25 protein-coding genes and 1 tRNA gene are annotated in these 25,680 nt (G+C 68.8%); 12 read left to right on the top strand and 14 right to left on the bottom strand.

Annotation, left to right across the window (positions count from 1 at the left end; translation table 11 throughout):
• Positions 1-11: 11 nt before the first annotated feature.
• Positions 12-1,499: a replicative DNA helicase gene (locus tag FHY03_RS06755; RefSeq protein WP_183920778.1), complete on the bottom strand. Its 1,488-nt coding sequence runs from the start codon at positions 1,497-1,499 to the stop codon at positions 12-14.
• A 106-nt stretch (positions 1,500-1,605) separates the two neighbouring features.
• Here FHY03_RS06755 and FHY03_RS06750 point away from each other — a divergent pair, with 106 nt between their 5' ends.
• From FHY03_RS06750 to FHY03_RS06740, 3 genes are read left to right on the top strand one after another with little or no spacing between them, the layout of a single operon-like run.
• The gene (locus tag FHY03_RS06750; RefSeq protein WP_183920779.1) at positions 1,606-2,088 is read left to right on the top strand and encodes a UPF0262 family protein; all 483 of its coding nucleotides are present in this window, start codon (positions 1,606-1,608) and stop codon (positions 2,086-2,088) included.
• Positions 2,089-2,120: 32 nt separating this feature from the next.
• Positions 2,121-2,774 carry a glycoside hydrolase family 25 protein gene (locus FHY03_RS06745; RefSeq protein ID WP_183920780.1) on the top strand — a complete coding sequence of 218 codons (654 nt, stop codon included), beginning with the start codon at positions 2,121-2,123 and terminating at the stop codon, positions 2,772-2,774.
• Positions 2,771-3,232 (top strand): cytidine deaminase, encoded by a 462-nt coding sequence (locus FHY03_RS06740; RefSeq protein ID WP_183929660.1) that lies wholly within the window; start codon positions 2,771-2,773, stop codon positions 3,230-3,232. The genes FHY03_RS06745 and FHY03_RS06740 overlap by 4 nt, the downstream gene beginning before the upstream one ends.
• 157 nt (positions 3,233-3,389) lie before the next feature.
• On the opposite strand, the gene cyoD is transcribed toward FHY03_RS06740, so the two are convergent.
• From cyoD to FHY03_RS06705, 7 genes are all read right to left on the bottom strand, one after another.
• Positions 3,390-3,764, bottom strand: coding sequence for a cytochrome o ubiquinol oxidase subunit IV (cyoD, locus tag FHY03_RS06735; protein ID WP_183929658.1), 375 nt, complete (start codon positions 3,762-3,764; stop codon positions 3,390-3,392).
• Positions 3,761-4,408 carry a cytochrome o ubiquinol oxidase subunit III gene (gene cyoC, locus FHY03_RS06730; protein WP_183929656.1) on the bottom strand — a complete coding sequence of 216 codons (648 nt, stop codon included), beginning with the start codon at positions 4,406-4,408 and terminating at the stop codon, positions 3,761-3,763. Before cyoC ends, cyoD begins: the two co-directional genes overlap by 4 nt.
• Positions 4,405-6,303, bottom strand: coding sequence for a cbb3-type cytochrome c oxidase subunit I (locus FHY03_RS06725; protein WP_409314171.1), 1,899 nt, complete (start codon positions 6,301-6,303; stop codon positions 4,405-4,407). Before FHY03_RS06725 ends, cyoC begins: the two co-directional genes overlap by 4 nt.
• A 53-nt stretch (positions 6,304-6,356) precedes the next feature.
• Entirely contained in the window at positions 6,357-7,238 is an 882-nt protein-coding gene (gene cyoA / locus FHY03_RS06720) for a ubiquinol oxidase subunit II (RefSeq protein ID WP_183929654.1), read from the bottom strand.
• Positions 7,235-7,450, bottom strand: coding sequence for a DUF5818 domain-containing protein (locus tag FHY03_RS06715; protein ID WP_260158751.1), 216 nt, complete (start codon positions 7,448-7,450; stop codon positions 7,235-7,237). The genes cyoA and FHY03_RS06715 overlap by 4 nt, the downstream gene beginning before the upstream one ends.
• 67 nt (positions 7,451-7,517) lie before the next feature.
• Positions 7,518-7,593, bottom strand: a tRNA-Ile gene (locus FHY03_RS06710).
• A 53-nt stretch (positions 7,594-7,646) separates the two neighbouring features.
• Positions 7,647-9,332 (bottom strand): HAMP domain-containing histidine kinase, encoded by a 1,686-nt coding sequence (locus FHY03_RS06705; RefSeq protein ID WP_183929652.1) that lies wholly within the window; start codon positions 9,330-9,332, stop codon positions 7,647-7,649.
• A 171-nt stretch (positions 9,333-9,503) separates the two neighbouring features.
• Here FHY03_RS06705 and FHY03_RS06700 point away from each other — a divergent pair, with 171 nt between their 5' ends.
• A complete protein-coding gene (locus FHY03_RS06700) occupies positions 9,504-9,965 on the top strand; it encodes an Lrp/AsnC family transcriptional regulator (protein WP_183929650.1) in 462 nt (153 codons plus the stop codon).
• A 196-nt stretch (positions 9,966-10,161) separates the two neighbouring features.
• Here FHY03_RS06700 and FHY03_RS06695 read toward each other — a convergent pair whose 3' ends face one another.
• The gene (locus FHY03_RS06695; protein ID WP_183929648.1) at positions 10,162-11,436 is read right to left on the bottom strand and encodes a hypothetical protein; all 1,275 of its coding nucleotides are present in this window, start codon (positions 11,434-11,436) and stop codon (positions 10,162-10,164) included.
• 176 nt (positions 11,437-11,612) lie between these two features.
• Here FHY03_RS06695 and FHY03_RS06690 point away from each other — a divergent pair, with 176 nt between their 5' ends.
• From FHY03_RS06690 to FHY03_RS06675, 4 genes are all read left to right on the top strand, one after another.
• Positions 11,613-12,359: a YaaA family protein gene (locus FHY03_RS06690; RefSeq protein ID WP_183929646.1), complete on the top strand. Its 747-nt coding sequence runs from the start codon at positions 11,613-11,615 to the stop codon at positions 12,357-12,359.
• A complete protein-coding gene (locus tag FHY03_RS06685; RefSeq protein ID WP_183920789.1) occupies positions 12,356-13,015 on the top strand; it encodes an SDR family oxidoreductase in 660 nt (219 codons plus the stop codon). Before FHY03_RS06690 ends, FHY03_RS06685 begins: the two co-directional genes overlap by 4 nt.
• A gap of 282 nt (positions 13,016-13,297) precedes the next feature.
• Positions 13,298-16,111, top strand: a complete 2,814-nt coding sequence (gene gyrA / locus FHY03_RS06680; RefSeq protein WP_183920790.1) for a DNA gyrase subunit A — start codon at positions 13,298-13,300, stop codon at positions 16,109-16,111.
• Positions 16,111-16,467: a DUF952 domain-containing protein gene (locus FHY03_RS06675; protein ID WP_183920791.1), complete on the top strand. Its 357-nt coding sequence runs from the start codon at positions 16,111-16,113 to the stop codon at positions 16,465-16,467. Before gyrA ends, FHY03_RS06675 begins: the two co-directional genes overlap by 1 nt.
• 343 nt (positions 16,468-16,810) lie before the next feature.
• On the opposite strand, the gene FHY03_RS06670 is transcribed toward FHY03_RS06675, so the two are convergent.
• The gene (locus tag FHY03_RS06670) at positions 16,811-17,242 is read right to left on the bottom strand and encodes a DUF488 family protein (RefSeq protein WP_183929644.1); all 432 of its coding nucleotides are present in this window, start codon (positions 17,240-17,242) and stop codon (positions 16,811-16,813) included.
• 59 nt (positions 17,243-17,301) lie between these two features.
• Between FHY03_RS06670 and trmFO the strand changes: the two genes are divergently transcribed.
• On the top strand, positions 17,302-18,612 hold the full coding sequence (gene trmFO / locus FHY03_RS06665; protein ID WP_183929642.1) for a methylenetetrahydrofolate--tRNA-(uracil(54)-C(5))-methyltransferase (FADH(2)-oxidizing) TrmFO: 1,311 nt from the start codon (positions 17,302-17,304) through the stop codon (positions 18,610-18,612).
• A 47-nt stretch (positions 18,613-18,659) separates the two neighbouring features.
• Here trmFO and FHY03_RS06660 read toward each other — a convergent pair whose 3' ends face one another.
• Together FHY03_RS06660 and FHY03_RS06655 are read right to left on the bottom strand one after the other, a co-directional pair.
• The gene (locus FHY03_RS06660) at positions 18,660-19,121 is read right to left on the bottom strand and encodes an EF-hand domain-containing protein (RefSeq protein WP_183929640.1); all 462 of its coding nucleotides are present in this window, start codon (positions 19,119-19,121) and stop codon (positions 18,660-18,662) included.
• Positions 19,122-19,188: 67 nt separating this feature from the next.
• Positions 19,189-19,869: a squalene/phytoene synthase family protein gene (locus tag FHY03_RS06655; RefSeq protein WP_311721327.1), complete on the bottom strand. Its 681-nt coding sequence runs from the start codon at positions 19,867-19,869 to the stop codon at positions 19,189-19,191.
• 52 nt (positions 19,870-19,921) lie between these two features.
• On the opposite strand from FHY03_RS06655, the gene FHY03_RS06650 reads away from it, so the two are divergent.
• From FHY03_RS06650 to FHY03_RS06640, 3 genes are read left to right on the top strand one after another with little or no spacing between them, the layout of a single operon-like run.
• A complete protein-coding gene (locus tag FHY03_RS06650; protein WP_183920795.1) occupies positions 19,922-21,790 on the top strand; it encodes a pilus assembly protein TadG-related protein in 1,869 nt (622 codons plus the stop codon).
• Positions 21,787-22,365, top strand: coding sequence for a TadE/TadG family type IV pilus assembly protein (locus tag FHY03_RS06645; RefSeq protein ID WP_183929638.1), 579 nt, complete (start codon positions 21,787-21,789; stop codon positions 22,363-22,365). The genes FHY03_RS06650 and FHY03_RS06645 overlap by 4 nt, the downstream gene beginning before the upstream one ends.
• Positions 22,362-23,015 carry a pilus assembly protein gene (locus tag FHY03_RS06640; RefSeq protein ID WP_311721326.1) on the top strand — a complete coding sequence of 218 codons (654 nt, stop codon included), beginning with the start codon at positions 22,362-22,364 and terminating at the stop codon, positions 23,013-23,015. The genes FHY03_RS06645 and FHY03_RS06640 overlap by 4 nt, the downstream gene beginning before the upstream one ends.
• Positions 23,016-23,114: 99 nt before the next feature.
• Here the strand turns inward: FHY03_RS06640 and FHY03_RS06635 are convergent, their stop codons facing one another.
• Both FHY03_RS06635 and pdhA read right to left on the bottom strand, forming a co-directional pair.
• Complete coding sequence (locus FHY03_RS06635) at positions 23,115-24,554, bottom strand: pyruvate dehydrogenase complex E1 component subunit beta (RefSeq protein ID WP_183929635.1); 1,440 nt, start codon at positions 24,552-24,554, stop codon at positions 23,115-23,117.
• Between the two features lies 1 nt (position 24,555).
• Complete coding sequence (pdhA, locus tag FHY03_RS06630) at positions 24,556-25,566, bottom strand: pyruvate dehydrogenase (acetyl-transferring) E1 component subunit alpha (protein ID WP_260158750.1); 1,011 nt, start codon at positions 25,564-25,566, stop codon at positions 24,556-24,558.
• Positions 25,567-25,680 lie beyond the last annotated feature (114 nt).

The raw sequence follows: 25,680 nt of genomic DNA, 5'->3' as shown, positions 1-25,680 counted from the left end.
CACCCGGCCGATCAATAACCGGCGTAGTCCGAGAAGCGCGTGATCGTCGGGTCGAACTTGAGCACCACCTTTCCGGTGGCGCCGTGGCGCTGCTTGGCGACGATCAGCTCGGCGAGGCCATAGACTCGTTCCATGTCAGCCGCCCAGCGCGCGTGATCCTCGAAGACGTTGGCGGAATCGCCCTCCATCGGCCGCTTGGGCTCGCGCTGCGCGGTGTAATAATCCTCGCGATAGACGAACCACACCATGTCGGCGTCCTGCTCGATCGAGCCCGATTCGCGCAGGTCGGACAGCATCGGGCGCTTGTCCTCGCGCTGCTCCACCGCGCGGCTCAGCTGCGAGAGCGCCAGCACCGGCACGTTCATGTCCTTGGCCAGCGTCTTGAGCCCGCGGCTGATCTCGGAAATTTCCTGCACGCGGTTGCCGTCGCCCTTGCCCGAGCCCGAGAGCAGCTGGAGATAGTCCACCACCACCAGCCCGATCTCGTTGTTATGACGGCGCTGAAGCCGGCGCACGCGGGTGTGGAGCGCGCCGATCGAGAGGCCGCCGGTGTCATCGATGAAGAAGGGCAGATTCTCCAGCTCGGCCGCGGCGGCGGCGAGCTGCTCGAACTCGGTCTTGCTGATCTTGCCCATGCGCAGCGCCTCGGAGCTGATCCGCGACTGCTCCGCGAGGATACGCGTGGCGAGCTGGTCCGCGCTCATCTCGAGGCTGAAGAAGGCCACCTTGGCGCCGACCGACTTGGACGGGGGGATGCCGTCGCGCATGTCGCGCATCCAGCGCTGCGCCGCGTTGAACGCGATGTTGGTGGCGAGCGAGGTCTTGCCCATGCCGGGGCGGCCGGCGAGGATCATGAGGTCGGAATGGTGCATGCCGCCGATCTTGGCGTTGACCGAGTCGAGCCCGGTCGTGACGCCCGACAGGTTGCCGCCCCAGTTGAGCGCGCGCTCCGCCATCTTCACCGCCGCGGTGCTCGCCTGCGCGAAGCTCTTCACCGCATTCTCGGTACCGCCGTCAGCGGCGACGCGAAACAGCTCCTCCTCCGCGGCCTCGATCTGGGCGCGCGGGTTGACCTCCTCGCTGGTGTCCATCGCGCGGTCGACCATCGTGTGGCCGACCGAGACCAGCGCGCGCAACAGCGCGAGATCGTAGATCTGCTGCGCGAACTGACGCGCGCCGATCAGCCCGGCGCCCGAGCCGGTCAGCCCGGCGAGATAGCCGACGCCGCCGAGCTCCTTGATCCCCTCGTCCGCCTCGAACATCGGGCGCAGCGTCACCGGCGTGGCCAGCATGTCGGTGGCGCGCAGCGACTTGATCGCGGCGAAGATGCGGCCGTGGACCGGTTCGTAGAAATGTTGCGGCTCGAGCCGGTCGACGATGTCGTCGGCCAGGCGGTTGTCGATCATCATCGCGCCCAGCATCGCCGCCTCGGCCTCGACGTTGCGCGGCAGGTGGACGGGCTCGGGCGATGCCGGCGGTGCGAATGCTAAGGTGGCCATCCGCCGGCCTATACGCGCCCGACGCGGCGAGCGGAACGGCACGGGCGGTGGAACCTGTGGATGACTCGATTGTGACGGCGCCGCATCGCCTCTATCGAGCGGGCGCATGGCCGATCCGCGGATCATCGACATCGAGCTGGACGAACGCACCATCTTGTGGCGCTCGGCCGACATCGAGCAGGAGCGCCGGATCGCGATCTTCGACCTGATCGAGGACAATCACTTCGCGCCGCAGCGGGTGCAGCCCGACGGCTATGCCGGCCCCTATAAGGTTCGGCTCTCGGTCGAGGAGGGTCGGCTGGCACTGGCGATCCGCCGCGCCGACGACACGCCGCTGGAGACCTTGGTGCTCGGGCTCGCGCGCTTCCGCCGACCGATCAAAGATTATTTCGCCATCTGCGGCAGTTACTATCAGGCAATCCGCCAATCGACGCCGCAGCAGATCGAGACGGTGGACATGGCGCGGCGCGCGATCCACAATGAGGCGGCCGATCTGCTGCGCGAGCGGCTCGACGGCAAGGTGACGATCGACTTCGACACCGCGCGACGTCTCTTCACGCTGATCTGCGTCCTTCATATCAAGGCATAAGTTTTATCATGTGGGGTTTGGGAAGGATCTTCTTGATTCTGGGTGCGATCGCGCTCGCGGGTGTGGCCGCGTGGCAGATCGCGCTGCACTGGCGCCCGGGGGTCGAGCGCTATCCGGTGCAGGGCGTCGACGTGTCCGAGGCGACCGGCGACATCGTCTGGCCGCTCCTCAAGGGCGAGGGCGTCGACTTCGGCTATGCCGTGGCGACGAGCGGCGCCACCGCGCGCGACCGCGCCTTCCAGACGAACTGGGACGAGATGGCGCGCGTCGGGCTGCGACGCGGCGCCATCCACGTCTTCTCCTTCTGCCAGCCGCCGCGCGCGCAGGCCGATTCGTTCAACACCGTGGTGCCGCGCGATCCCGCCGCGCTGCCGGTGGCGATCTCCTTCCGCTACGCCGAGGATTGCGCCGAACGCCCCGAGCGCGCCGCGCTGGTGGCGGGCGTGGCCGACATGATCGCGCGGATCGAGACACATACGGGCAAGCCGGTGCTGCTCAAGGTGGCGCGCGACGTCGAGCGCGATTATCGACTGACCGAGGCGTTCGACCGGCCGCTCTGGGCGGTCGGCAACTTCCTCCGCCCCGGCTATGGCGCGCGGGTGTGGCGGATGTGGCGCGCGACCGACCTGCGCCGCGTCGACGGCGTCGACGGGCCGGTCAACTGGGACGTGGTGGAGCTGGGATGAGCGAGCGGGATCAGGATCAGGCGCGGCAGCTGATCGCGGCGGCGCGCGCGGCGGCGGTGCACGCGCACGCGCCGTACTCGCGCTTCGCGGTCGGCGCCGCGGTGCTGCTCGACGACGGCAGCGTGGTCACGGGCGCCAATGTCGAGAACGCCAGCTACGGCCTGTCGCTCTGCGCCGAGACGGTGGCGATCGCGACCGCCTCCGCCTCGGGCCGGCTGCGCCGCGTGATGGCGCTCGGCGTCATCGGTGGGGCGATGGACGCGTCCGGCCGCGCGACCGGTGACGCGCCGGTGCGGCCGTGCGGTCGCTGCCGGCAGGTGCTCAACGAGGCGGCGCAGCTGAGCGGGCGGGACCTCGCGGTCCACTGCGCCGGCGCCGAGGGGGAGGAGGTGGCGAGCTACCGCCTGTCCGAGCTGCTGCCCGACGCCTTCGGGCCGAGCGATTTGGGCGTGCGCTGAGGGCTTGGCGCGACCGGTGCCGACACTACCGCCCTTATCCTGAACTTGTTTCAGGATTCACGATCCCTCAGGTGCCTCCGCGTCTGAGTGCGCGGCACGGTGAATCCTGACACGAGCTCAGGATGACACCGGAGTAAGTGACGAATGGGCGCCCATCTCACGGCACCGCCACCGCCGCCATCGGCATCATGTTGTGGTCGAGGTGCGCCATGATCCACAGCGTGCCCCCCACCGTTAGCACCACGATCATCACGCCGAAGGCGAGCGCCAGCGTGTTGTTGGTGTTCTCCGGCCCGCTGGTGATGTGGAGGAAGAAGACGAGGTGCACCCCCATCTGCGCCACCGCCAGCACCGCGAGCAGGATCGGGATCGCAGGCGCCCAGACCGCGCGCGAGCCGACGAGCGCGAACGACGCCACCGTCAGCAGCAGCGCCAGTCCGAGCCCGGCGAGATAGGTAGAGAGCCGCGCTGCGCCCTCCTTGTGGCCGCCGGGGGCGTGATCGAGCTGGCGATCACCCTTCTGCTCGCTCATCCCATCACTCCGTACAGATAGACCACGGTGAACAGCGCGACCCAGATGATGTCGAGCGCGTGCCAGTAGAGGCCGAAGCACAGCAGCCGACGCTCCACCGCGTCGGTGAAGCCAAGGGTCGCCACCTGCCCTATCATCACCGTCAGCCACACCAGCCCGGCGGCGACGTGCAGCCCGTGCGCACCGACGAGCGTGAACAGCGCCGACAGGAAGGCGCTGCGGGTCGGCGCGGCGCCCTCGCGGACCAGATGGGTCAGCTCGTACAGCTCGATCGCGAGGAAGCTGAGCCCGAGCAAGGCCGTGAGCGCGCCCCACAGGTAGGTCGCGCCGGAGCGCTGGCGCACCGCCATGATCGACATCACGCCGCAGGTGAAGCTGGAGAAGAGCAGGCACAGGGTCTCGACGAAGACCAGCCGCAGCTCGAACAGCTCGCTCCCATCCGGGCCGCCGGCGGTGTTGGGCGCGAGCACCGCATAGGCCGCGAACAACCCCGAGAACATGATGATGTCGCTGAGGAGGAATATCCAGAATCCGAACGCCACCGTCACCTGCTTGGGTGCGGGGCCGCCCTCGCCGTGGCCGGGCGGGTCACTCCTCGCGCCCTCACTGCCCTCGTGCCGCGGGTCGGCGATCTCGCCGCTCATGCCGCCGGCTCCAGCGCGCGGAGCTCGTCGACGCCGATCTCCTGCTCGCCGGGCTGGTGCCACGCGATCCACAAGGTCGTCGCGAAGCCGGCGAGCAGGCCCAGCACCACCAGCCACCAGATATGCCACACCAGCGCGAAGCCGGTGAGATAGGTGAAGAAGGCGCCCACGAAGCCGTAGGCGCTGTTGCGCGGCATCTCGATCGGCTCGAGCGGGTCGGGCGTCTCCTCCGCCTCGCCGCGCTTCATCAGCGCGAGCGCGTCACGCCCCCCGACCTGCGGCAATCGCGCGAAGTTCCACGGCGGCGGCGGCGAGCGCGTCGCCCATTCAAGCGTGCGTCCGTCCCACGGATCGCCGCTCTCGTCGGCGAGCGAGCGGCGCTCGCGCACTGAGACGTAGAGCTGCACCGCCAGGCTCGCGATCCCGCCCAAGATCAGCAGCGCGCCGAGCCAGGCGGCAATCAGCCAGGGCTGCCACGCCGGATTGTCGTAATGCTGGAGCCGCCGCGTCATGCCCATCAGCCCGAGCGCGTACAGCGGCATGAAGGCGAGGTAGAAGCCGCTCACCCACAGCACCACCGCGGCCTTGCCCCAGCCGTCATGCAGGCGGAAGCCGAACGCCTTGGGAAACCAATAGGTGTAGCCAGCGAAAGCGGCGAACAGCACGCCGCCGATGATCACGTTATGGAAATGCGCCACCAGGAAGACCGAATTGTGGAGCACGAAATCGGCCGGCGGCACCGCCAGCAGCACGCCGGTCATGCCGCCGACGACGAAGGTGGGGATGAACGCCACCGCCCACAGCATCGGCACCTCGAAGCGCAGCCGTCCGCCGTACATCGTGAACAGCCAGTTGAAGACCTTCACGCCCGTGGGCACGGCGATGATCATCGTCATCACGCCGAACACGCCGTTGACGTCCGCCCCCGCCCCCATGGTGAAGAAATGGTGCAGCCATACCATGAAGGAGAGGACGCAGATCGCCAGCGTGGCGAGCACCATCGAGCGATAGCCGAACAAGGGCTTGCCGCTGAAGGTGGCGATGATCTCGCTGAAGATCCCGAACGCCGGCAGCACCAGGATATAGACCTCGGGATGACCCCAGGCCCAGATCAGATTGACGAACAGCATCTGGTTGCCGCCCGCCTCGTTGGTGAAGAAGTGAAAGCCGAGATAGCGGTCCAGCGTCAGCATGATTAGCGTCGCGGTCAGGATCGGGAAGGCCGCCACGATCAGCAGGTTGCTCGCGAGCGCGGTCCAGCAGAAGATCGGCATGCGGGTGTAGCGCATGCCCGGTGCGCGCATCTTCAGGATCGTCGTGACCAGGTTGATCCCGCCGAGCAGCGTCCCCGCGCCCGAGATCTGCAACGCCCAGAGGTAATAATCGACGCCGACCCCGGGCGAGAAGGCGCGCTCGCTGAGCGGCGGATAGACCAGCCAGCCGGTCCGCGCGAACTCGCCGACGACGAGGCTGGTGTTGATCAGCAGCACGCCCGTGGCGGTGAGCCAGAAGCTCACCGAGTTGAGCGTCGGGAAGGCGACGTCGCGCACGCCGAGCTGGAGCGGCACCGCGAAGTTCATCAGCCCGATCATGAACGGCATCGCCACGAAGAAGATCATGATCGTACCGTGCGCGCTGAAGATCTGGTCATAGTGATCCGGCGGCAGGAAGCCCTTGCCGGCACCTACCGCCATGGCCTGATGCGAGCGCATCATCAGCGCGTCGGCGAAGCCGCGGATCAGCATCACGAGCGCGAGCAGGCAATACATCACGCCGATGCGCTTGTGGTCGACCGAGGTGATCCACTCGCGCCAGAGATAGGGCAGCCAGCCCTTGAGCAGGATCGTCGCGCCGGTGCCGAGCAACACCACGAACAGCACGCCGGCGGTGACCATCACGATCGGTTCGTGCAGCGGGATCGAGTCCCAGCTCAGCCGTCCGAGCAGCGTCACTTACCGGCCTCGGCGTCGGCTTCGCCCTGGTTGCTGGCGTCGCGCGGGCGCTCCGCCGCGGGCGCGCGTTGTGCCACGACCGCGTCGAACAGCCGCGGCGGCGCGGTGCCGAACATCAGCGGCTGAGCCACGGTTCCACGCCGCGCGAGCTGGCGGTAGCGCGCCTCATCGAGCGGCGGCGCCGCGCGAGCCTGCGCCACCCAGACGGTGAACTGCGCCGCTGGCAGCGCGTCGACGGTGAAGGTCATGTCGGAGAAGCCCTTGCCGCTGTAATGCGCGGCGATGCCGGGATAACGCCCGGGCCGGTCGGCGGCGAGGCGGAGCTGCGCCTCCATCCCCGCCATGGCGTAGATCTGGCTGCCGAGCTGCGGCACGAAGAAGCTGTTCATCACCGTCGCCGAGGTGAGCCGGAAATGGATCGGCGTGCCCGCCGGCACGACGAGGCGGTTGACCGTGGCGACGCGCTGCTCGGGGTAGAGGAACAGCCACTTCCAATCGAGCGCGACCACCTGCACCTCGAGCGGCGCGACCTTTGCCGGGATCGGCCGGCTGGGGTCGAGCAGATGCGCCCCGACCCAGCCGGTACCGCCGAGGAACAGCACGATCATCGCCGGCACCGACCAGATCAGCAGCTCGAGCTTGCCCGAATAATCCCAGTCGGGTCGATAGCGCGCGCGGCGGTTGCCGGCGCGGAACCACCAGGCGAACGCGACCGTCGCCAGCATCACCGGCACCACGATGAGCAGCATCGCCCCGAGCGAGTCGAACAGGATCTGCTTCTCGGCGCGCGCTACGGGTCCCTGCGGATCGAGCACGCCGGCGCTGCATCCGGCGAGCGCGAGCGGCGCCGCCGCGAACCAGCGCCGCGGAGCGCTCACGCCGCCGCCACCCCGTCGACGCTGACGCGCGCCGCATCGATCAGCACGCCGCGGATGCGCACGCGCTTGGCGATATGGTCGACCGGAACGCGCTGAAGCTCGAGCACGAAGGTGCCGCCGCGATCGCGCTGGAGGATGAAGGCGCCGCCCTCGCGCACCAACGTGCCGGTCTCGTCGACGGGGGTGCCCGGCATCGCCATGGCCGCGCCCATGCGCCCTCGCCGAAGCCGACGCAAGCGCCGCCGGGCGGCGCCAGATCAGCGGCTCCGACGCGAGCGGTGGTGGGCCCGGCAGGACTCGAACCCGCAACCTAGCCGTTATGAGCGGCCAGCTCTAACCGTTGAGCTACAGGCCCGCCCGCGTCGGTGGCGCCACGTAGCGGCACGCCGGGGCGGCTGGCAAGCCGGCTCAGTTCCCGCCCTGGGCGTGGTCGCGCGGCGCGTCGCCGTCATCGTCTCCGGGCGCAGCCGTCGGCACCGCGCTCGGCAGCGCCAGCCGCAGCCGCTCTGGCAGGAAATCGAGCCGCCCGCCCAGCTCGATCGCGAGGTTGCGCGCCAGCCGCAGCGCGAAGCCGGTACCGAGCAGCGGCGCCCCGACGTCGTCGCTCACCGCCTCATCGTCGAGCGCGAGCAGCGCCGCCTCATCGCGCCCGGCCAGCGCCGCGGGCAGCGCGATCACCAGCGTCACCGACTCGCCGGCGGCCTCGACCGCGATGCCGAGCAGCTCGCCGCGTGCCGCCGCGGCCAGCAGCGTGGCGAGCAGCCGCTGTACCAGCCGCTCGGCGGCGTGCGCGTCGGCGGCCCAGCGCGCCGCGCCGGGTTCGGGCAGCGCCAGCGCACCGCCACGCAAAGCGGCGAGCGGCGCCAGATCCTGTGCGACGCGTGCCAGCAGCGGCGCGAGCGCGACCACGTCGTCGCGCAGGTCGAGTGCGTTGCCCTCGAGTCGCGCGGCGAGGTCGAGGTCGTCGATCGCGCCGATCAGGCCGGCGACATGGCGCCGGATCGCCGCCGCGCGGTCGCGGTAGCGCGGTAGCACCGGACCGAGCAGTTCCTGCTCGATCAGCTCGGAGAAGCCGGCGATCGCGTTGGTCGGCGTCCGCAGCTCATGCACGAGCCGGCGCAATCCCTCGGCGCCGACGCCTTCGACGACCGATCGGGCCGCGGCGGCACTCTCCTCGGCGCGCGGCCGGCGCGCGCGGCCGCGGAAGCCGACGAAGCTGCCGCTGGCGAGATCGAACATCGGCACGCCGGAGATGCGCCAGTCGCCGCCAACCGCCGACTCGCCGGGTACGCGCAGCCGCGCGTCGGCGAAGGTGGCGCGCTTGCGGAACGCTCCAGCAGCGACACCGTCGACGCTATGGTGCGATGCCGCCGGCGTGGTGTCGTGGCTGAGCGAGAGGCCGATCAACGCGCCGCGCGGCCCGGTGTCGACCCAGCGGATCATTCCGGCGGCGTCCGTCTCGAAGCGGAACGAGCGGACCGGCGCGGGCGGCTCCTCGCCCAACCCGAGCGCGGCGCCGCGCTGGCGCTGATACGCCTCGATGCGATGGACCAGGTCGGCCACCTCGAAGCGCTCCCCCCGACTGCCCGCCGCGGGCGCCATTGCTTCGGTAGCGGGCGCCACCGCGGGCTCGGGCAGCGCATAGTCGGTCGACCCGAACGCCTCGAGCGCACGGCTCACCGACGGCGCGAGATCGCTGCGCCGACGCAGGACGCTGCGGCCGTGCGGACCGAGCTGTGGCAGGAGGAGATCCCATTCCTCGGGCGCGAGCCGGGCGGCGCGGAGCATGGTCGCGGCGATCTCGGGCGTGTCCTCGGCGAAGAAGGCAACCAGCGCGGTCGGCGGGTCGGCCAGCGCCAGCCCGCGTGCCGCGGCAGCGCGCACCTCGATCGGAACGGTCGCGCGCAGGTCGCGCAACCTGGCCACCAGCGCGGGCTCGGCAGCGGCGCGACCGCGCCCGATGAGGTCGACCAGCTGGCGGAACGCCGCGCGCGCGCCGAACGCCGTCGAGACGTCGGCGGCGAGAACGGTCTTCAGACTGTCGTCGAACCGCACCGGTGGGTAGCCCTCTGCTGCTGCTGATCGGCGCGCCATCGGCTCGCCCGCTCCGTACATAGGGCGCGCCCGAAACGGCCGCTAACGCTCATTGCGGCGCAAAAAGCTGCCATGTCGCAGCTTGGCACAATTGCGCTGCCACGCAATTTTATTGTAGCGGGGCGTTCCGAAGCTATCGCGAAACTGCGTGATCAGCAGCTAAGAGGCGTCATGACCCTGGACCGTATCGACCGGCAAATCCTCGCGCTGCTGCAGGAGGACGGGCGCATGACCAACGTCGATCTCGCCGAGCGCGTAGGGCTCACTGCACCGCCGTGCCTCCGGCGCGTTCGCGCGCTGGAGCAGGCCGGCGTGATCCGCGGCTATCACGCCGAGTGCGACCCATCGCAGCTCGGCTTCCCTATCACCGTCTTCGCGATGGTGAGCCTGCGCAGCCAGGCCGAGCAGGATCTCGCCGCCTTCGAGAACCATGTCGCGGCGATCCCGGAGGTACGGGAGTGCCACATGCTCAACGGCGAGATCGACTTCATCCTCAAGATCGTCGCCGCCGATCTGGAGAGCTTCCAGCGCATCCTGACGACCAAGCTCACGTCAGCCCCCAACGTGGCGAGCGTGAAGTCGTCGCTGACGATCCGCAGCTCCAAGTCGCAGGTCGGTGTACCGATCGCCTAGATCCTCCCCGGTACGGGGAGGTGACAGCGCGAAACGCTGACGGAGGGAGCTCTCCGCGGGCGCTTCCCTGTATGGCGTCCCCATCAGGCGTGACGCGCTCTCGGAGAGCCCCCTCCATCACCGGCCTGCGGCCGGCGGTCCCCCTCCCCGCAGACGGGGAGGATCGGCCGCGCCCATCCGAGGCGCGGCCGTCACCTCATGCCTGCGGCGGGTGATCGAGGAACTCGATCCACCAGGCGGCGATGTCGGCGCGCGGGCTGCCCTGCACCGCCTGGAAGGCGGTCTTGGCGCCCGCGGCGTCGCCCGAGTTGGCGAGCGCGATGCCGAGACGCGTGTTGACCGTGTTGGCGTCCACCCCGCCCTTCTGCAGCGCGGTGCGGTACAGCGCGACCGACTTGGCCCACTCACCCGTGCCCAGATAAGCGTCGGCGGTGCTGGCGGCGAGCTTGCCGTCCGCCGCCTTCTGCGCGCGCGCCTCGACCGCGGCCATGGAGCCTTCGTTCGAGATCGACTTGTTCGACGCCGCGAGCAGGCTGTTGGCGTTGGCGCTGTCGGCCGGGATCTTGCCCGCGGCCTTGCCCTCGGTCAGAACCGCCTTCGACTCCCACGGCAGGCCCTGGTCGAAGGTCCACTGCGCGTAGATCTCGTAATCATACTGGTCGGCCAGCGCCTTGCCGGTGCGCAGCAGGCGGAACAGGTCGACCTTCTGGTTCTTGTCGAGCGTCGCCACCGCCTGGGTCTGAATGCCCCAGAAGGTCAGCATGTCGCGCCAGTTCTTCTTGGTCGGATAGGCCGCCAGGTAGCGGCGCATCCACGCCACCGTCTCGGCGTTGTTCTTCGCCTGGTTGTTCTTGGCGATGGCGTATTTGTAGATGTCCTCGCTCGGCTTGGTGCCGGCGGCGACCTGCTGGTCGACCATCTTGGCGAGCGCGGCCGAGCCGCCCGCGACGTCGCCCGAGTCCATCTTCAGCTTGACCAGCTGGAGCGGCAGGTTCGGGTCGTTGTAGCCGAGCTGCTGCGCCTGCTCGAAGAAGCGCGAGGCGCCGGCCGGGTCCTTGGCGTTGGCGGCGATCACGCCGCGCTGATAGGCGTAGCGCGCCTTGTCGGCCTGCGGGGTGCGCGGGCTGGCGATCAGCGCGTCGAGCGGCGCGGTCAGCCCGGCCGAGCCGCCGCCGCTGTCCATCTTGATCGCCTCGAGGTTCAGCCGTAGCGCCGCCGCGATATACTTCTCATCGTCGGTCTTGGCGGCGGCCTCGACCTGCGCCACGAGCGGCGTGGCGGTGTTGACGTCCTTGGCGGCGAGCGCGCTTTGCGCCTGCGCCGCGGGGCCGCGGACCTCGTTGCTGAGCTTCAGCTGCGAGCCCTGGTCCTTCTTCTCATCTTTCTTCTGCGCGAGCGCGGGCTGCGCGAGCGCGACCGTGGCACCCCCGGCGAGCAGCGCGGCCATGACGGCGTTCGAAAGCATCTTCATCGACAGGTCTCTCCGAAAAAAATCGCGCCACAACGCGCGCCGAAAAAATCTCAGGCCAAACGCTCGGGTGACGCTCTAGTGCCGGTCACGCGGCGGTTCAAGGAAGCGTCGGTGACATTGCGTGTCGCCGCTGAACCGCGATTGAACGCACCTCGGACGGAGCGTAGGGCGACGCGATGATCGCCGTGCTGTCCCCAGCCAAGACGCTGGACCTAGAGACCCCGCCGCCCTTCCCCGCCACCCCCGCGCGCTTCGCCGCCGAAGCCGCGACGTTGGCCCACGCCGCCTCGCACCTCACGCAGAAGAAGCTGGGCGAGCTGATGAAGATCTCGCCCGCTCTGGCCAAGCTCAACGCCGATCGCTTCCGCGACTTCGACGCCGCCGAGGAGCGCCCCGCGCTCTTCACCTTCGCGGGCGACGTCTACGCCGGGTTCGAGGCCAAGACGCTCGACGAGGCGGCGGTACGGTTCGCGCAGGACCATGTCCGCCTGCTGTCGGGGCTGTACGGCATCCTGCGCCCGCTCGATGGCATCCGGCCCTATCGCCTCGAGATGGGCACGCGCTGGGCGCCGCGGAAGAAGAAGCTGACCGACTGGTGGGACGATCGCGTCGCCAAGGCGCTCGCCGATGATCTCGCGGCGGAGGGGTCGGGCGTGGTGCTCAACCTCGCCAGCCAGGAATATTGGGAGGTCTTCGCCGATCGGCTGCCCGCCGACGTGCGCGTGCTCGCGGTCGACTTCCGCGAGGCAGACGGCCGCTTCGTCAGCTTTCACGCCAAGAAGGCGCGCGGGATGATGGCGCGCTTCCTTGTCGAGCATCACGTCACCGAGCTTGAAGGGATGAGAGCCTTCGACACTGCCGGCTACCGCTACGCGGCCGACCAGAGCGACGACGCGCGCTGGACCTTCGAGCGCGCGGCATGACCCGCGCGGTGGTAATCGGGGCTGGTGGCGGCATCGGTGCCGCGCTCGCTGAGGCGCTGGAGGAGGAAGGCGGTGAGGTGCTGCGGCTTACTCGCGTCGACCTCGACGTAACCGACGAGGCGACCATCGCCGCTGCCGCGGCGCGTGCCGGCACGCCCGAGCTGGTGGTGGTCGCCACGGGGCTGCTCCACGACGCCGAGCACGGTCCGGAGAAAGCGCTGCGCGACCTGGATCCGGTCTGGCTGGCGCGGCAATATGCGGTCAACGCGATCGGGCCCGCGCTGGTAGCCAAGCATTTCCTGCCGATCATGCCGCGCACCGGCCGGTCGGTGTTCGCGGCGTTGTCGGCGCGCGTCGGCAGCATCTCGGACAACCGGCTCGGCGGCTGGTACGGCTATCGTGCGAGCAAGGCGGCGCTCAACCAGCTGATCCGCACGCTCGCGATCGAGGACAAGCGCCGCAACGATCGCGGGCTGGTGGTGGCGCTGCACCCGGGTACGGTCGACACGCGGCTGTCCCAGCCGTTCCAGCAGCGCGGGCGCGACCTGTTCCAGCCCGGCCGCGCCGCGGTGCAGCTGCTCGACGTGCTCGACGGGCTGCGCCCGACCGACAGCGGCAAGATCTTCGCCTGGGACGGTGTCGAGATCGCGCCGTAGGAGGGAAGGCGCATCCCTCTTTCCACCGACCACCCCTGCCCTCTCCCCACCGACCACCCCGGCGGACGCCGGGGTCCAGTTGGGAAAGCTCGGTGGCGCTCGCTGACGCCCCCCACCTGGACCCCGGCGTCCGCCGGGGTGGAGCTTAGTGGAAGGGCGTCCCCGCGCTCCACCCCCCGCATCGGGTAACCCTCCTCACGCGTGCGCGCGCGTACGCGTGACTTTGTGGCCGCGCCGTCCTACACCCCGCCCAGCAACGATTCCGCAAAAGAAAGAAGCATCTTGGCCGACGACACCGTCCTCGCCGATCCGTCTGACATCGCCCCCATCTCCATCGTCGAGGAGATGAAGACCAGCTACCTCGATTACGCCATGAGCGTGATCGTCGCGCGCGCGCTGCCCGACGTGCGCGACGGCCTGAAGCCGGTCCATCGCCGCATCCTCTTCTCCGCAAGCGAGAGCGGGTTCCTCTACAATCGGCCGTATCGCAAGTCCGCGCGCATCGTCGGTGACGTGATCGGTAAATATCACCCGCACGGCGACACCGCGATCTACGACGCCTTGGCGCGCATGACGCAAGACTGGTCGATGCGGCTGCCGCTGATCGACGGCCAGGGCAACTTCGGCTCGATGGATCCCGATCCGCCCGCGGCGATGCGCTACACCGAGGCGCGGCTGGCCAAGGCGGCCAATTACCTGCTCGATGACCTCGACAAGGACACGGTCGACTTCCAGCCCAATTACGACGCGAGCGAGCGCGAGCCGCAGGTGCTGCCCGCGCGCTTCCCCAACCTGCTCGTCAACGGCGCCGGCGGCATCGCGGTCGGCATGGCCACCAACATCCCGCCGCACAATCTCGGCGAGGTGGTCGACGCCTGTCTCGCCTATCTCGACAACGGGGCGATCACGACCGAGGAGCTGATGGAGATCGTCCCCGGCCCGGATTTCCCGACCGGCGCGATCATCCTCGGCCGCGCGGGCGCGCGCTCCGCCTACGAGACCGGGCGCGGCTCGATCATCGTCCGTTCGCGCTATAAGATCGAGACCGGGCGCGGCGATCGCACCTCGATCGTGCTGACCGAGATCCCGTTCCAGCAGGGCAAGAACGCGCTGGTCGAGAAGATCGCCGACGCCGCCAAGGAGAAGCGGGTCGAGGGCGTCAGCGACATCCGCGACGAGTCGAACCGCGAGGGCGTGCGGATCGTCATCGACCTCAAGCGCGACGCCACGCCCGAGGTGGTGCTCAACCAGCTATGGCGCCACACGCCGGCGCAGGGCTCTTTCCCGGCGAACATGCTGGCCATCCGCGGCGGCCGGCCCGAGCTGCTCAACCTGCGCGACATCATCGCGGCCTTCGTCACTTTCCGCGAGCAGGTGATCACGCGCCGCGCCAAGTTCGAGCTCAACAAGGCGCGCGAGCGCGCGCACATCTTGCTCGGGCTGGTCATCGCGGTGACCAACCTCGACGAGGTGGTCCGCATCATCCGCGGCTCGTCGAGCCCGGCGGAGGCGCGTGCCAAGCTGCTGTCGCGCGACTGGCCTATCGCCGAGATCGCGCCCTATCTTCGCCTGGTCGAGGCGCTCGAGACCGACGTCGCGGGCGACACCTATCGCCTCAGCGAGGTGCAGGTCCGCGCCATCCTCGACCTGCGCCTCCACCGCCTCACCGCGCTGGGACGCGACGAGATCGGCGACGAGCTCAAGACGCTGGCCGACTCGATCACCGAGCTGCTCGCGATCCTGTCGGACCGGGTGAAGCTCTACGCGGTGATGCGCGAGGAATTCCGCGACGTGCGCGAGCAGTTCGCGACGCCGCGACGCACCGAGATCGCCGCCGCCGCCGACGGGATCGACGACGAGGACCTGATCGAGCGCGAGGAGATGGTCGTCACCGTCACCATGGCCGGCTATATCAAGCGCACCCCGCTCGACGCCTTCCGTGCCCAGGCGCGCGGCGGCAAGGGTCGCAGCGCGATGGCGACCAAGGATGAGGACGTCGTCACCAAGCTGTTCGTCACCTCGACGCACACGCCGGTGCTGTTCTTCTCCACGCTGGGCCGCGTCTATCGCATGAAGGTGTGGAAGCTACCCGAGGGCGGCCCTGCCACGCGCGGACGGCCGATGATCAACCTGCTCCCGCTCGAGCAGGGCGAGACGATCTCCACCGTGCTGCCGCTGCCCGAGGACGAGGCGGAATGGGGCAAGCTCCACGTGATGTTCGCCACCGCCAAGGGATCGGTGCGGCGCAACAGCATGGACGCCTTCACCAACGTGCCGTCCAACGGCAAGATCGCGATGAAGTTCGAGGGCGAGGATGCCGACGATCGCCTCATCGGCGTGGCGCTGCTCGACGAGGGCGACGACGTGCTGCTCGCGACCAAGTGTGGCAAGGCGATCCGCTTCGCCGCCGACGAGGTGCGCGAGTTCCAGAGCCGCAACTCGACCGGCGTGCGCGGCATCGCGCTCAAGGGCGACGACCAGGTGATCTCGCTCTCGGTGCTGCACCGCGCCGGCATCCGCGACCAGGAGGAGCGCGACGATTACCTCCGCCACGCGCCGTGGAAGGCCGAGGATGCCGAGCGGGCGCCGCGCGTGATGGACCAAATCCGCTTCGAGGATCTCCGCGCCAGGGAGCAGTTCGTGCTGACGGTCTGCGCCAACGGCTATGGCAAGCTGAGCTCGGCCTATGAGTATCGCCGCACCGGGCGCGGCGGCCAGGGCATCACCAACATCGACAATATCGCGCGCAACGGCGCGGTGGTGGCGAGCTTTGCGGCGAGTAAGGCCGAGCAGCTGATGCTGGTTACCGACCAGGCCAAGATGATCCGCATGCCGCTCGCCTCGCTGCGCGTGATCGGGCGCGGCTCGGCCGGCGTGCGGCTGTTCAACGTCGCGGCGGACGAGCATGTCGTCTCGGCGGCGCGGATCGACGAGGAGCCCGAGCCCGAGGACGCCGCCGAGGCGGCGGTCGCGGCCGAGCTCGACGAGGCGGCACCCGTTGCCGCGAGCGACCAGCTGACGCTCGACGACGGCACCGGCCCTGACACGCTGGGCGAAAACGTCGACGAGAGTGACGACGACGGGGAGCAGGCGTGATGGCGGACGAACGGCCGATGCTGGCCTATAAGGTGATGACCGGCGAGCAGCTCGCCGCGCTGGAGCGTGACGGGCGATTCGCCGGGGCGCCCGTCGACCTGGCCGACGGCTTCGTCCATCTCTCGACCGCGGCGCAGCTCACCGCGACGGTGGACAAGCATTTCGCCGGACAAGACGATCTTCACGTCGCTGCGGTCGATCTCGAGGCTTTAGGCGATCGCGTGAAATGGGAGGCGGCGCGCGAGGGCCAGCTCTTCCCGCACCTCTACGAGCCGCTGCTGCTCGAGACGGTGGTCGCCTATGGACCGCTCGAGCGGGGCGACGACGGCACGGTTAAGCTGCCCGTCTCTGGGTGAGTTTGGCGGGGTGGGCGGCTAGATGGCCGACCGCCTTCCGTCATGCCGGACTTGACCCGGCATCTATGCCGCCACCGGTGGCGACTCTTTCTGCGGTCGCCTCGGTCACCACTCGCGCCACCATCACCCCGGACTCGTTCGGGAGCCTACCTCTTCCGCGTACTCACGGGCCGCTGAGAACGCGACATCGTGGAGCCCGGACCAAGTCCGGCATGACGAGAAGCGAGCTGCCTGTTGCGTCGCACCAAACCGTGCTCCCGCGAACGGGGGAGCCTAAGGCCAGCAGTGTCGCGCCCATCACGCCTAGGCTCCTGCCGCCGCAGGAGCACCGTGCCACCTAACCCTACGCGTACAGGTCGATCACCTCGCGCCCATCGCCCACCGCATCGAGGAGCAACGTACGGTGGCAGTGGCACGGGTCGCGCTCGAAGCACAACAGCGCGCTCGGCCGCTCGTCGGCCAGCTCGAGCATGCGCGCCGCGGCGACCTGCGCCTCGGGCAACGCGAGCTGCGCCTCGTATACCGCGGTGAGCGTCGCCACGTCGCCCTTCTTGGCGGCGTCCCGACCCGGCTTGGGCGTACCGAGCGGTTTCAGGTGGACATAGTCGATCCCGACCGCGCTCAGCGCCGCGGCGAGCGACGATTTGGAGAAGCCCGGCCTACGCGACAGCGGCAGCGCGCGCACGTCGATCACGCGCCGCACGCCCGCCGCGGCCAGCGCGGCGAGGAAGGAGTCGACCGTCACCCCCTCATAGCCGATGGTGTAGATCGTCATCGCGCCACGCTGGGCGCGCGCACCTGACAAGGCAAGCGCGAGCCGCTATCGCGCACTTCATGGAACATGACATTCACGTGATCGGCGGGGGACTTGCCGGCTCGGAGGCGGCGTGGCAGCTGGCCGAGGCAGGGTGGCGCGTCCGCCTCTCCGAGATGCGCGGCGGCGGCGACACCACACCGGCGCACCACGGCGACTCGCTCGCCGAACTGGTCTGCTCGAACAGCTTCCGCTCCGACGATGCCGAGAGCAACGCGGTCGGCCTGCTCCACCAGGAAATGCGTGCGCTCGGCTCGCTGATCCTGTGCGAGGGCGACCGCCACCGCGTTCCCGCCGGCTCGGCATTGGCGATGGACCGCGACGGTTTCTCCGCCGGCGTCACCGCCGCGCTGGAGGCGCATCCGAATGTGACGATCGTACGCGAGCGAGTCGACACGCTGCCCGACACGCCCGCGATCATCGCCACCGGCCCGCTCACCGCGCCGGCGCTGTCGGAGCGGATCGCGGGCGAGACCGGCCGCGACGCGCTCGCCTTCTTCGACGCGATCGCGCCGATCGTCCACCGCGACTCCGTCGACCTCGACACCGCCTGGTTCCAGAGCCGCTGGAACAAGGGTGACGGCACGGACTACATCAACTGCCCGCTCGACAAGGACCAGTATCACGCCTTCGTCGACGGCCTGCTCGCCGGCGAGAAGACCGACTATCGCGAGTGGGAGAACGTGCCCTATTTCGAGGGCTGCATGCCGATCGAGGTGATGGCCGAGCGCGGGCGGGAGACGCTGCGCTTCGGGCCGATGAAGGGCGTCGGGCTCGACGATCCGCGTACCGGGCGCTGGCCCTATGCGGCAGTGCAGCTGCGTCAGGACAACGCGCACGGCACCTTATGGAACATCGTCGGCTTCCAGACCAAGCTCAAGCACGCCGAGCAGGTGCGGCTGTTCCGCACCATCCCCGGGCTGGAGAAGGCCGAGTTCGCGCGGCTGGGCGGGCTGCACCGCAACACCTTCATCCGCTCCCCCGAGCTGCTCGACCCCCAGCTGCGGCTGCGCTCGCGCCCGAACCTGCGCTTCGCCGGGCAGATCACGGGCTGTGAGGGCTATGTCGAGAGCGCCGCGATCGGGCTGCTGGCGGGTCGCTTCGCCGCCGACGAGCTGCGCGGCGGTGCGATGGCGGCCCCGCCCGTGGAAACCGCGCTCGGCGCGCTGCTCGGCCATATCACCGGCGGCGCCGAGGCGGAGAGCTACCAGCCGATGAACGTCAACTTCGGCCTGTTCCCGCCGATCCCCGGACGCACCAAGAAGGCGGACCGCAAGAAGCTGTACACCGATCGCGCGCGCGCCGCGCTGGCGGCGTGGATCGCGGCCTGAGGTAAGAGCCGGCGCGACGCAGGTCGATCGCGGGCGAGAGCGCGCGCTCAATCGTCGGCGTGCGCCGACTCCGGGCAGGGGCTCGTGCGCCGCTGCTTGCGCTTCGGCGCCGTCGCCGCGAACTCCTTCTCGTCGAGCGCGCCCGATCGGTCGCGATCGGCCGCGGCGAAACGGTCGACGGTACGGGCGGCCCATTCGGCGAAGCTGAGCTTGCCGTCGCCGTCGCGGTCCAGTTTGGCGAAGGCCTTGCGGCGCGGCTCGAGATATTCGGCGCGCGTGACCTTGCCGTCGCGGTCGCGATCGAACCGCTCGAAGCGCCGGTGCGCGCGCGTGGCGTCGCTCGCCTCGGGCAAATCGGGTGCCGGTGCGGACGACGCCGCCGTGTCGCTCGGCCGTGCCGCCGGGGGAGCACTGGTCGGCGCGCCCGAACGCGCCTGACCGCCGACGATCAGCCAGCCACCCGCCACCAGCAGCAGGGCGGCCACGCCGCCCGCCAGATACCGCCACATGCCTCATCTCCCCACCACGTGCGGCGGAGGCTATCGGGCGCCGGCGACGGCGTGCAAGCGCCCGCCGTTATCGCCCGGAAAGGCGGTGCCAAAGCAGCCGCGCCGCGCGGGTCGGATGACCCGCTGGCCGAGTCGGGTGCGTGAGGTCGAGTCGCGCCAGCCAGGCGAGCGCCCCCAGCGCACGCACGCGCGCCGGCCAGCGCTGGTCGAGCGCGCCCGACAGGCGCTCCAGCGCGGCGGCGTGTGCGGCGGTAGCCAGCGCAGAATCACTCAGGTGTCGCGCCAGATCGGCAAGCACCCAGCCCTCCCCGCTCCGGACGATCGTGTCGTTCGGCGGCGTCGCGAGCAGCGTCGCGGCCGCGGCGAAGAGGCCGCCGCCGCGCGCCCTCGCATGCGCCTCCAGCGCGCCGATCGTCAGCGGCGTGTCGAGCAAGGCCTCCCAGCCCTCGATCTGCCGCGCCAGCACCGTCCCCGGTACTTGCGCGACCACTTTCTGGCTCAGGGTGGCCAGCACCGGCTCGGCAGGTGCGGGCGCATGGTCCAAGGCCTCCAGCGCCTCATACCACCAGGTCAGCCGCATCTGCCCCACCAGCGGCTCGCGCGTGGTGCGCAGGATCGCGCCGAGCCGCTCGTCGAGCGCGAGCAAAGCGGCGAGCCCGTCGCGCGCGTCGCCGGGCGCATAGCCGAGCACGAGCGCGCGCTCGGTCGCCGCACCGGGTAGCGTTGGCGATTTATCAACCTTGATCACGCTAACGGTCGCTCCACCACGTTCGCGCCGCCCGCGCACCGGAAGGTATCAGATGCGCAGCCGATCCCGCTTGTTCCCGTCGCTCCGCTACCGACTGACGCCACTCCTGCACGATCGGCGCGGCTCGACGATCGGGATCATGGCAGCGGGACTGGTCGTCGGCATCGGCTCGCTCGGCAGCGCAATCGACGTCGGCCGCATGTATATCGTCAAGTCGCAGCTGCAAGCCGGGGTCGACGCCGCCGCGCTGGCCGGCGCGCGCGCCTTCGGCGTCACCGACAACAGCCCGAACAGCCGCAGCAAGCAGGTCGACTCCTATTTCGACGGCAATTTCTCGCGCTCGCCCGCCTACATGGGCACCACCAACGTGATCGTCACGCCGACCTTCGCGGTCGTCAACGGCGTCAACGTCACCACCGTCAACGCCGCGGCGACGCTCGACATGTCGTTCATGCGGCTGTTCGGCTTTCGCGACGTGACGATGCGCGCCGTGGCCAAGGCCGAACTCCAGCCGCGCACGCTCGAGGTCATGGTGGTGCTCGACAACACCGGCTCGATGGCGGATCCCTTGTCGAACGGCAAGACGCGCATCCAGGCGCTCAAGGACGCGTCGAACAGCTTCGTCGACATCCTCTTTCAGGGCGGGACGCAGCGCAAGGACCTTGCGCTCGGCTTCATCCCCTATGACATCACGGTGAACGTCGGCAGATTGCTCGAGAAGGCGCGGCCCAACTCGGTCACGCCCGTGGTCGGCTTCAACGCCGGGTTCGTCAACGATTGGGGCGCCTGGCCGAGCAATCCCTATGCGTGGAAGGGTTGCGTCATGAACGACGCGACGGTGCGCGATCTGAGCGCCGATCGCTTCGTGTCCGAGCCGAACGCCTGGGACGTCACCCGCACCCTTCCCGGCGAGGGAAGCAATCCGACGGTCGCGCCTTACTTCATCCCGCCTATATATGTTCCTACGTTCAAGAAGCCCGCCACGGGCGGCGTGCCCACGAACAAGCTTATCGATCAAGATAGCGACTATTATCAGGCCGCCGGAAATTCGAATCTGTATCGCCTCGACGCTTCCCCCGAAGGTGCCGCAGGCGCTCAGAAGCTGGTCAACAGCGCGGCCTACCGGTCTTGGCTTTATGATTATTACATGGGATTGAACGAGGATGGCAGCGCGAATACGCAGAACGACGTGATCCGCAGGCTGGACGACAGTTATTACGCATCCGGCGACGGCACTCGCATCGGCGCGAACTGGAAAGTCGACTGGACACGGCTGCCAAAATACAGCTCCTGGGCTGCCAAGCCCAGTACCTCCGTTGTCATGACAAGTGGCAACACCCCAGGTAACAGCCCCAACTGGCAGTGCCCTGAGGAAGCGATGCTGCCGCTCTACAATCGCACGAAAGCGGAGTACACGTCCTACATTCGCGACAAGAACGCCGCCATCAAGCCGGCGAACGGCACGATCCATCACACCGGCCTGCTATGGGGTTACCGCCTGCTCGTCCGCGACGACGTCTTCACGCGCCCCCGGCCGACCGGGCTACCCGCCGAGAAGCCGCGCCGCGCTATCGTCTTCATGACCGACGGCCTCAATGAAGTCACGGAAGCACAGAACAACTATATCGATCGCACCTTTACTTGGTACGGGCGCTGGTCCGACCTAGCGATTTCTTCCACCAGCGACAGCGCCGAGGAACAGATGCTGCGCCGTTTCGCAAAGACCTGCGCCAATATACAGCGAGAAGATAACGCCCCCGACGTTTACATCATCACGCTGGTGAAGAACAGCACCGCGGTCGACAACGTCTTTAACGCCTGTGCTCCCGGTCGCGTGTATCGTACCAGCGATGCCACCCAGCTCAACGCCGCGTTCCAGAACGTCGCGGCCGAGCTCGTCGACCTGCACCTGACGCAATGACGCGCGCGCTCGCCCTCGTCCGCGATCGCCGCGGCGCCACCGTGATCGAGTTCGCGCTGATCCTGCCGGTGGTGCTCAGCGCGGTGTGCGGCACGATCGAGCTCGGCCATATGCTGGTCGCGCGCATGGTGCTCGACGGCGCCGTGGTCGAGGCCGCGCGCGTCGCCACCGCGAGCGTCGACAACAGCCAGGCCGCGCGCGATACGGTGATGCGCCAGAGCATCACCACCGCGATGAGCAGCTTCCCGCTCGCCACCGGCCAGCAGATGTCGATCGATACGCGCGTCTTCGCTGATTTCAGCACGGCCTATCCGGAAGTCTATGCCGACGCCAACCGCAACGGCAAGTACGACCTGGGCGAGACCTTCACCGACCGCAACAAGAACGGTAAATGGGACCCTGCCACCCCGATCACCGGGACGATGGGTGGCGCCGGCGACGTGTTGAGCATCACCGTACGCTACCCCAAGAAGGTGCTGTTCGGCTTCCTCGGCACGCAGTGGGCGATGGGGTCGCTGATCAACCTCTCGGCCACCACCGTGGTGCGCAACGAAGCCGTGAGCCGCACCTCGTGAGCGCCCGCGCTCTGCTCGCCCGGCTCGCCCGCGAGCGCCGCGCCGTGGCCATGCTCGAGCTCGCGCTCGTCATGCCGCTGTTCCTCGGTTTCGTGCTCACCGGGCTCGAGTTCGCCAACTGGGTGATGGCGAACAATCGCGCGCAGCGGCTCGCCTCGATGACGGCGGATCTGGTGGCGCAGAGCGGCGTCGGCTCGGTCGGCGCGAGCGAGAAGCAGATCTACGACCTGTTCAGCGCGATCGACATCACCGCTCAGCCTTTCGACCTGCGCAACCACGGGCGCGTGGTGATCAGCAGCGTGAAGGGGACCGACAACGACGGCGACGGCGTGATCGAGAAGCGCTTTCTGTGGCAGCGCTTCGACGGCAATTACGTCGCGGCGACCCCGCTGCTCGGCTGCGCACAGTCGAGCGCGCTGGCGACCCTGCCGGCCAGCCGGGCGCTGCCGCTGGATGAGATCCTGTTCCACGTGCAGGTGACCTACGATTACCAGCCGCTGATCAGCCGCCGACCCTTCGGCTGGATCGATCTCGGCACCGCGATCACCCGCACCGCGACTTATCGCGCGCGCAGCACGCAGTTCCAGACGCCCTCCTCGGTCGATCAGTTTCCCGCCAAGAGCAAGTGCACGACCGCGGACGGGTTGTAAGCGACAGCGAGCGTCACGTGTAGATCATCGCGCAACGAATGGCGCACCACGGAAGCGGGTAAGTGGCGCGCGCGCCACTTACCCGCTTCGCCGGCACGGTCACTTGCGGTAGGTCACTTTCTTCACCGCGGCGACGATCTTGTCCGCGGAGATCAGCGCCAGCTTCTCGAGGTTGGCGGCATAGGGCAGCGGCACGTCCTCGTTGGTGACGCGCAGCACCGGGGCGTCGAGGTCGTCGAAGCCCTGCTCCATCACCACCGCGGCGATCTCCGAGGCGATGGAGCAGGTCGGCCAGCCCTCTTCCACCACCACCAGGCGGTTGGTCTTGGCGAGGCTCTTGAGCACCGTCTTGGTGTCGAGCGGGCGCAGCGTGCGCAGGTCGATCACCTCGGCCTCGAAGCCCTCGCCCGCCAGCTTCTCGGCCGCCTCTAGCGCGAGCCCGACGCCGATCGAGTAGCTCACGATCGTCACGTCCTTGCCCTGGCGCATGATGCGCGCCTTGCCGATCGGCAGCACCCAATCGTCCAGCTTGGGCACCTCGAACGAGCGGCCGTAGAGCAGCTCGTTCTCGAGGAACACGACCGGGTCCTGGCTGCGGATCGCCGCCTTGAGCAGGCCCTTGGCGTCGGCCGCGTCATAGGGCGCGATCACGATCAGGCCGGGGACGCTGGCGTACCACGGGCCGTAGTTCTGCGAGTGCTGCGCGCCGACTCGGCTCGCCGCGCCGTTGGGGCCGCGGAACACGATCGGGCAGCGCATCTGGCCGCCCGACATGTAGTTGGTCTTCGCGGCCGAGTTGATGATATGGTCGATCGCCTGCATGGCGAAGTTGAACGTCATGAACTCGACGATCGGCTTCAGCCCGCCCATCGCCGCGCCGGTGCCGACGCCGGCGAAGCCGTATTCGGTGATCGGCGTATCGATCACGCGCTTGTCGCCGAACTCGTCGAGCAGGCCCTGGGTCACCTTATAGGCGCCCTGGTACTGCGCGACCTCCTCGCCCATCACGAACACGCGCGCGTCGGCGCGCATCTCCTCGGCCATCGCGTCGCGCAGCGCCTCGCGGACGGTCTGCTTCACCATCTCGGTACCCGCGGGCACCGCCGGGTCGCTCACCTCGGACGTGTGCGAAGCGGCCTCGAACAGCTGGCGCGCGCCGGTATCGACCTTCTCCTGCGCGGGGTGCGCCGAGTCCTCGACCGTGTCCGACTTCTTCTCGTCGGCCTGCGCGTCGCCGCGCGGCGAATCGTCCTTGGTCGCGGCGGCACCGGCCGAGTCCGCCGACCCCGCCTCCTCGCCCTCGCCGGCGAGCTGCAGGATCACGGTGCCGACCTTCACCCCGTCGGTGCCCTCGGCCACCAGGATCTTGGTGACGGTGCCCTCGTCGACCGCCTCGAACTCCATCGTCGCCTTATCGGTCTCGATCTCGGCCATGATGTCGCCGGACTTCACCGTGTCGCCTTCCTTGACGAGCCACTTGGCGAGCGTGCCCTCCTCCATCGTCGGGGACAGCGCCGGCATCTTGATGTCGATCGCCATCTCAATACTTCTCCACCAGGACGTCGGTATACAGTTCGGCAGGATCCGGCTCGGGGGTGCTCTCGGCGAAATCGGCCGACTCGTTGACCTGCTTGCGGATACGCTGCTCGATCGCCTTGAAGTCCTCTTCCTTGGCGCCGTGCAGCTCCGACAGCGTCCGCTTCACCGCCTCGATCGGGTCGGACTTGTCGCGCACCGCCTGCACCTCGTCGCGCGAGCGGTATTTGGCGGGATCGGACATCGAGTGGCCGCGATAGCGATAGGTCTTCATCTCGAGGATGATCGGCCCCTTGCCCGCGCGTACCCAGGCGAGCGCCTCCTCCGCCGCGCCGCGCGCCGCCAGCACGTCCATGCCGTCGATCTGCAGGCCGGGAATGCGGAAGCTCTCGCCGCGCTTGTACAGCTGGTCCTCGGACGAGGCGCGGTTGACGCTGGTGCCCATGGCGTACTGGTTGTTCTCGATCACGAAGATGATCGGGAGCTTCCACAGCTCGGCCATGTTGAAGGCCTCGTACACCTGGCCCTGGTTGGCCGCACCGTCGCCGAAATAGGCGAGGCAGACGCCGCCGTCCTCGCTGTACTTGTGCTTGAAGGCGAGACCGGCGCCGAGCGACACCTGTGCGCCGACGATGCCGTGGCCACCGTAGAACTTATGCTCGACGCTGAACATGTGCATCGAGCCGCCCTTGCCCTTGGAGATGCCGGCCTGACGCCCGGTCAGCTCCGCCATCACGTCCTTGGGCGGGATCCCGCACAGCAGCATATGGCCGTGGTCGCGATAGCCGGTGATCACCGAATCGGCATCGGTCAGCGCCGACTGGAGCCCGACCGCGACCGCTTCCTGACCGATATAGAGGTGGCAGAAGCCGCCGATCAGGCCGAGACCATAGAGCTGCCCGGCCTTCTCCTCGAAGCGGCGGATCAGCAGCATGTCCTCGTAGAATTTGAGCAGCTCTTCCTTGCTCGCCTCATACGGACGCGGGTCCGACGGGCGCTCGCGATTCGTCTTCATCGGGTCGGCGGGGGGCGTATCGCCGGCCATTGCCGGGCTGCGTGCTGGGGCTTTTGCCACGATGGACAGGACCTCATTCCTTGGGGAGATGGGCGCCTATAGGCGCGGGTCGCG

It is taken from the genome of Sphingomonas sp. BK345, assembly GCF_014193845.1.
In the GTDB taxonomy this organism is placed as follows: Bacteria; Pseudomonadota; Alphaproteobacteria; order Sphingomonadales; family Sphingomonadaceae; genus Sphingomonas.
The sequence above is the reverse complement of the archived record's forward strand: the minus strand, read 5'-3'. Positions and strand labels throughout refer to the sequence as shown.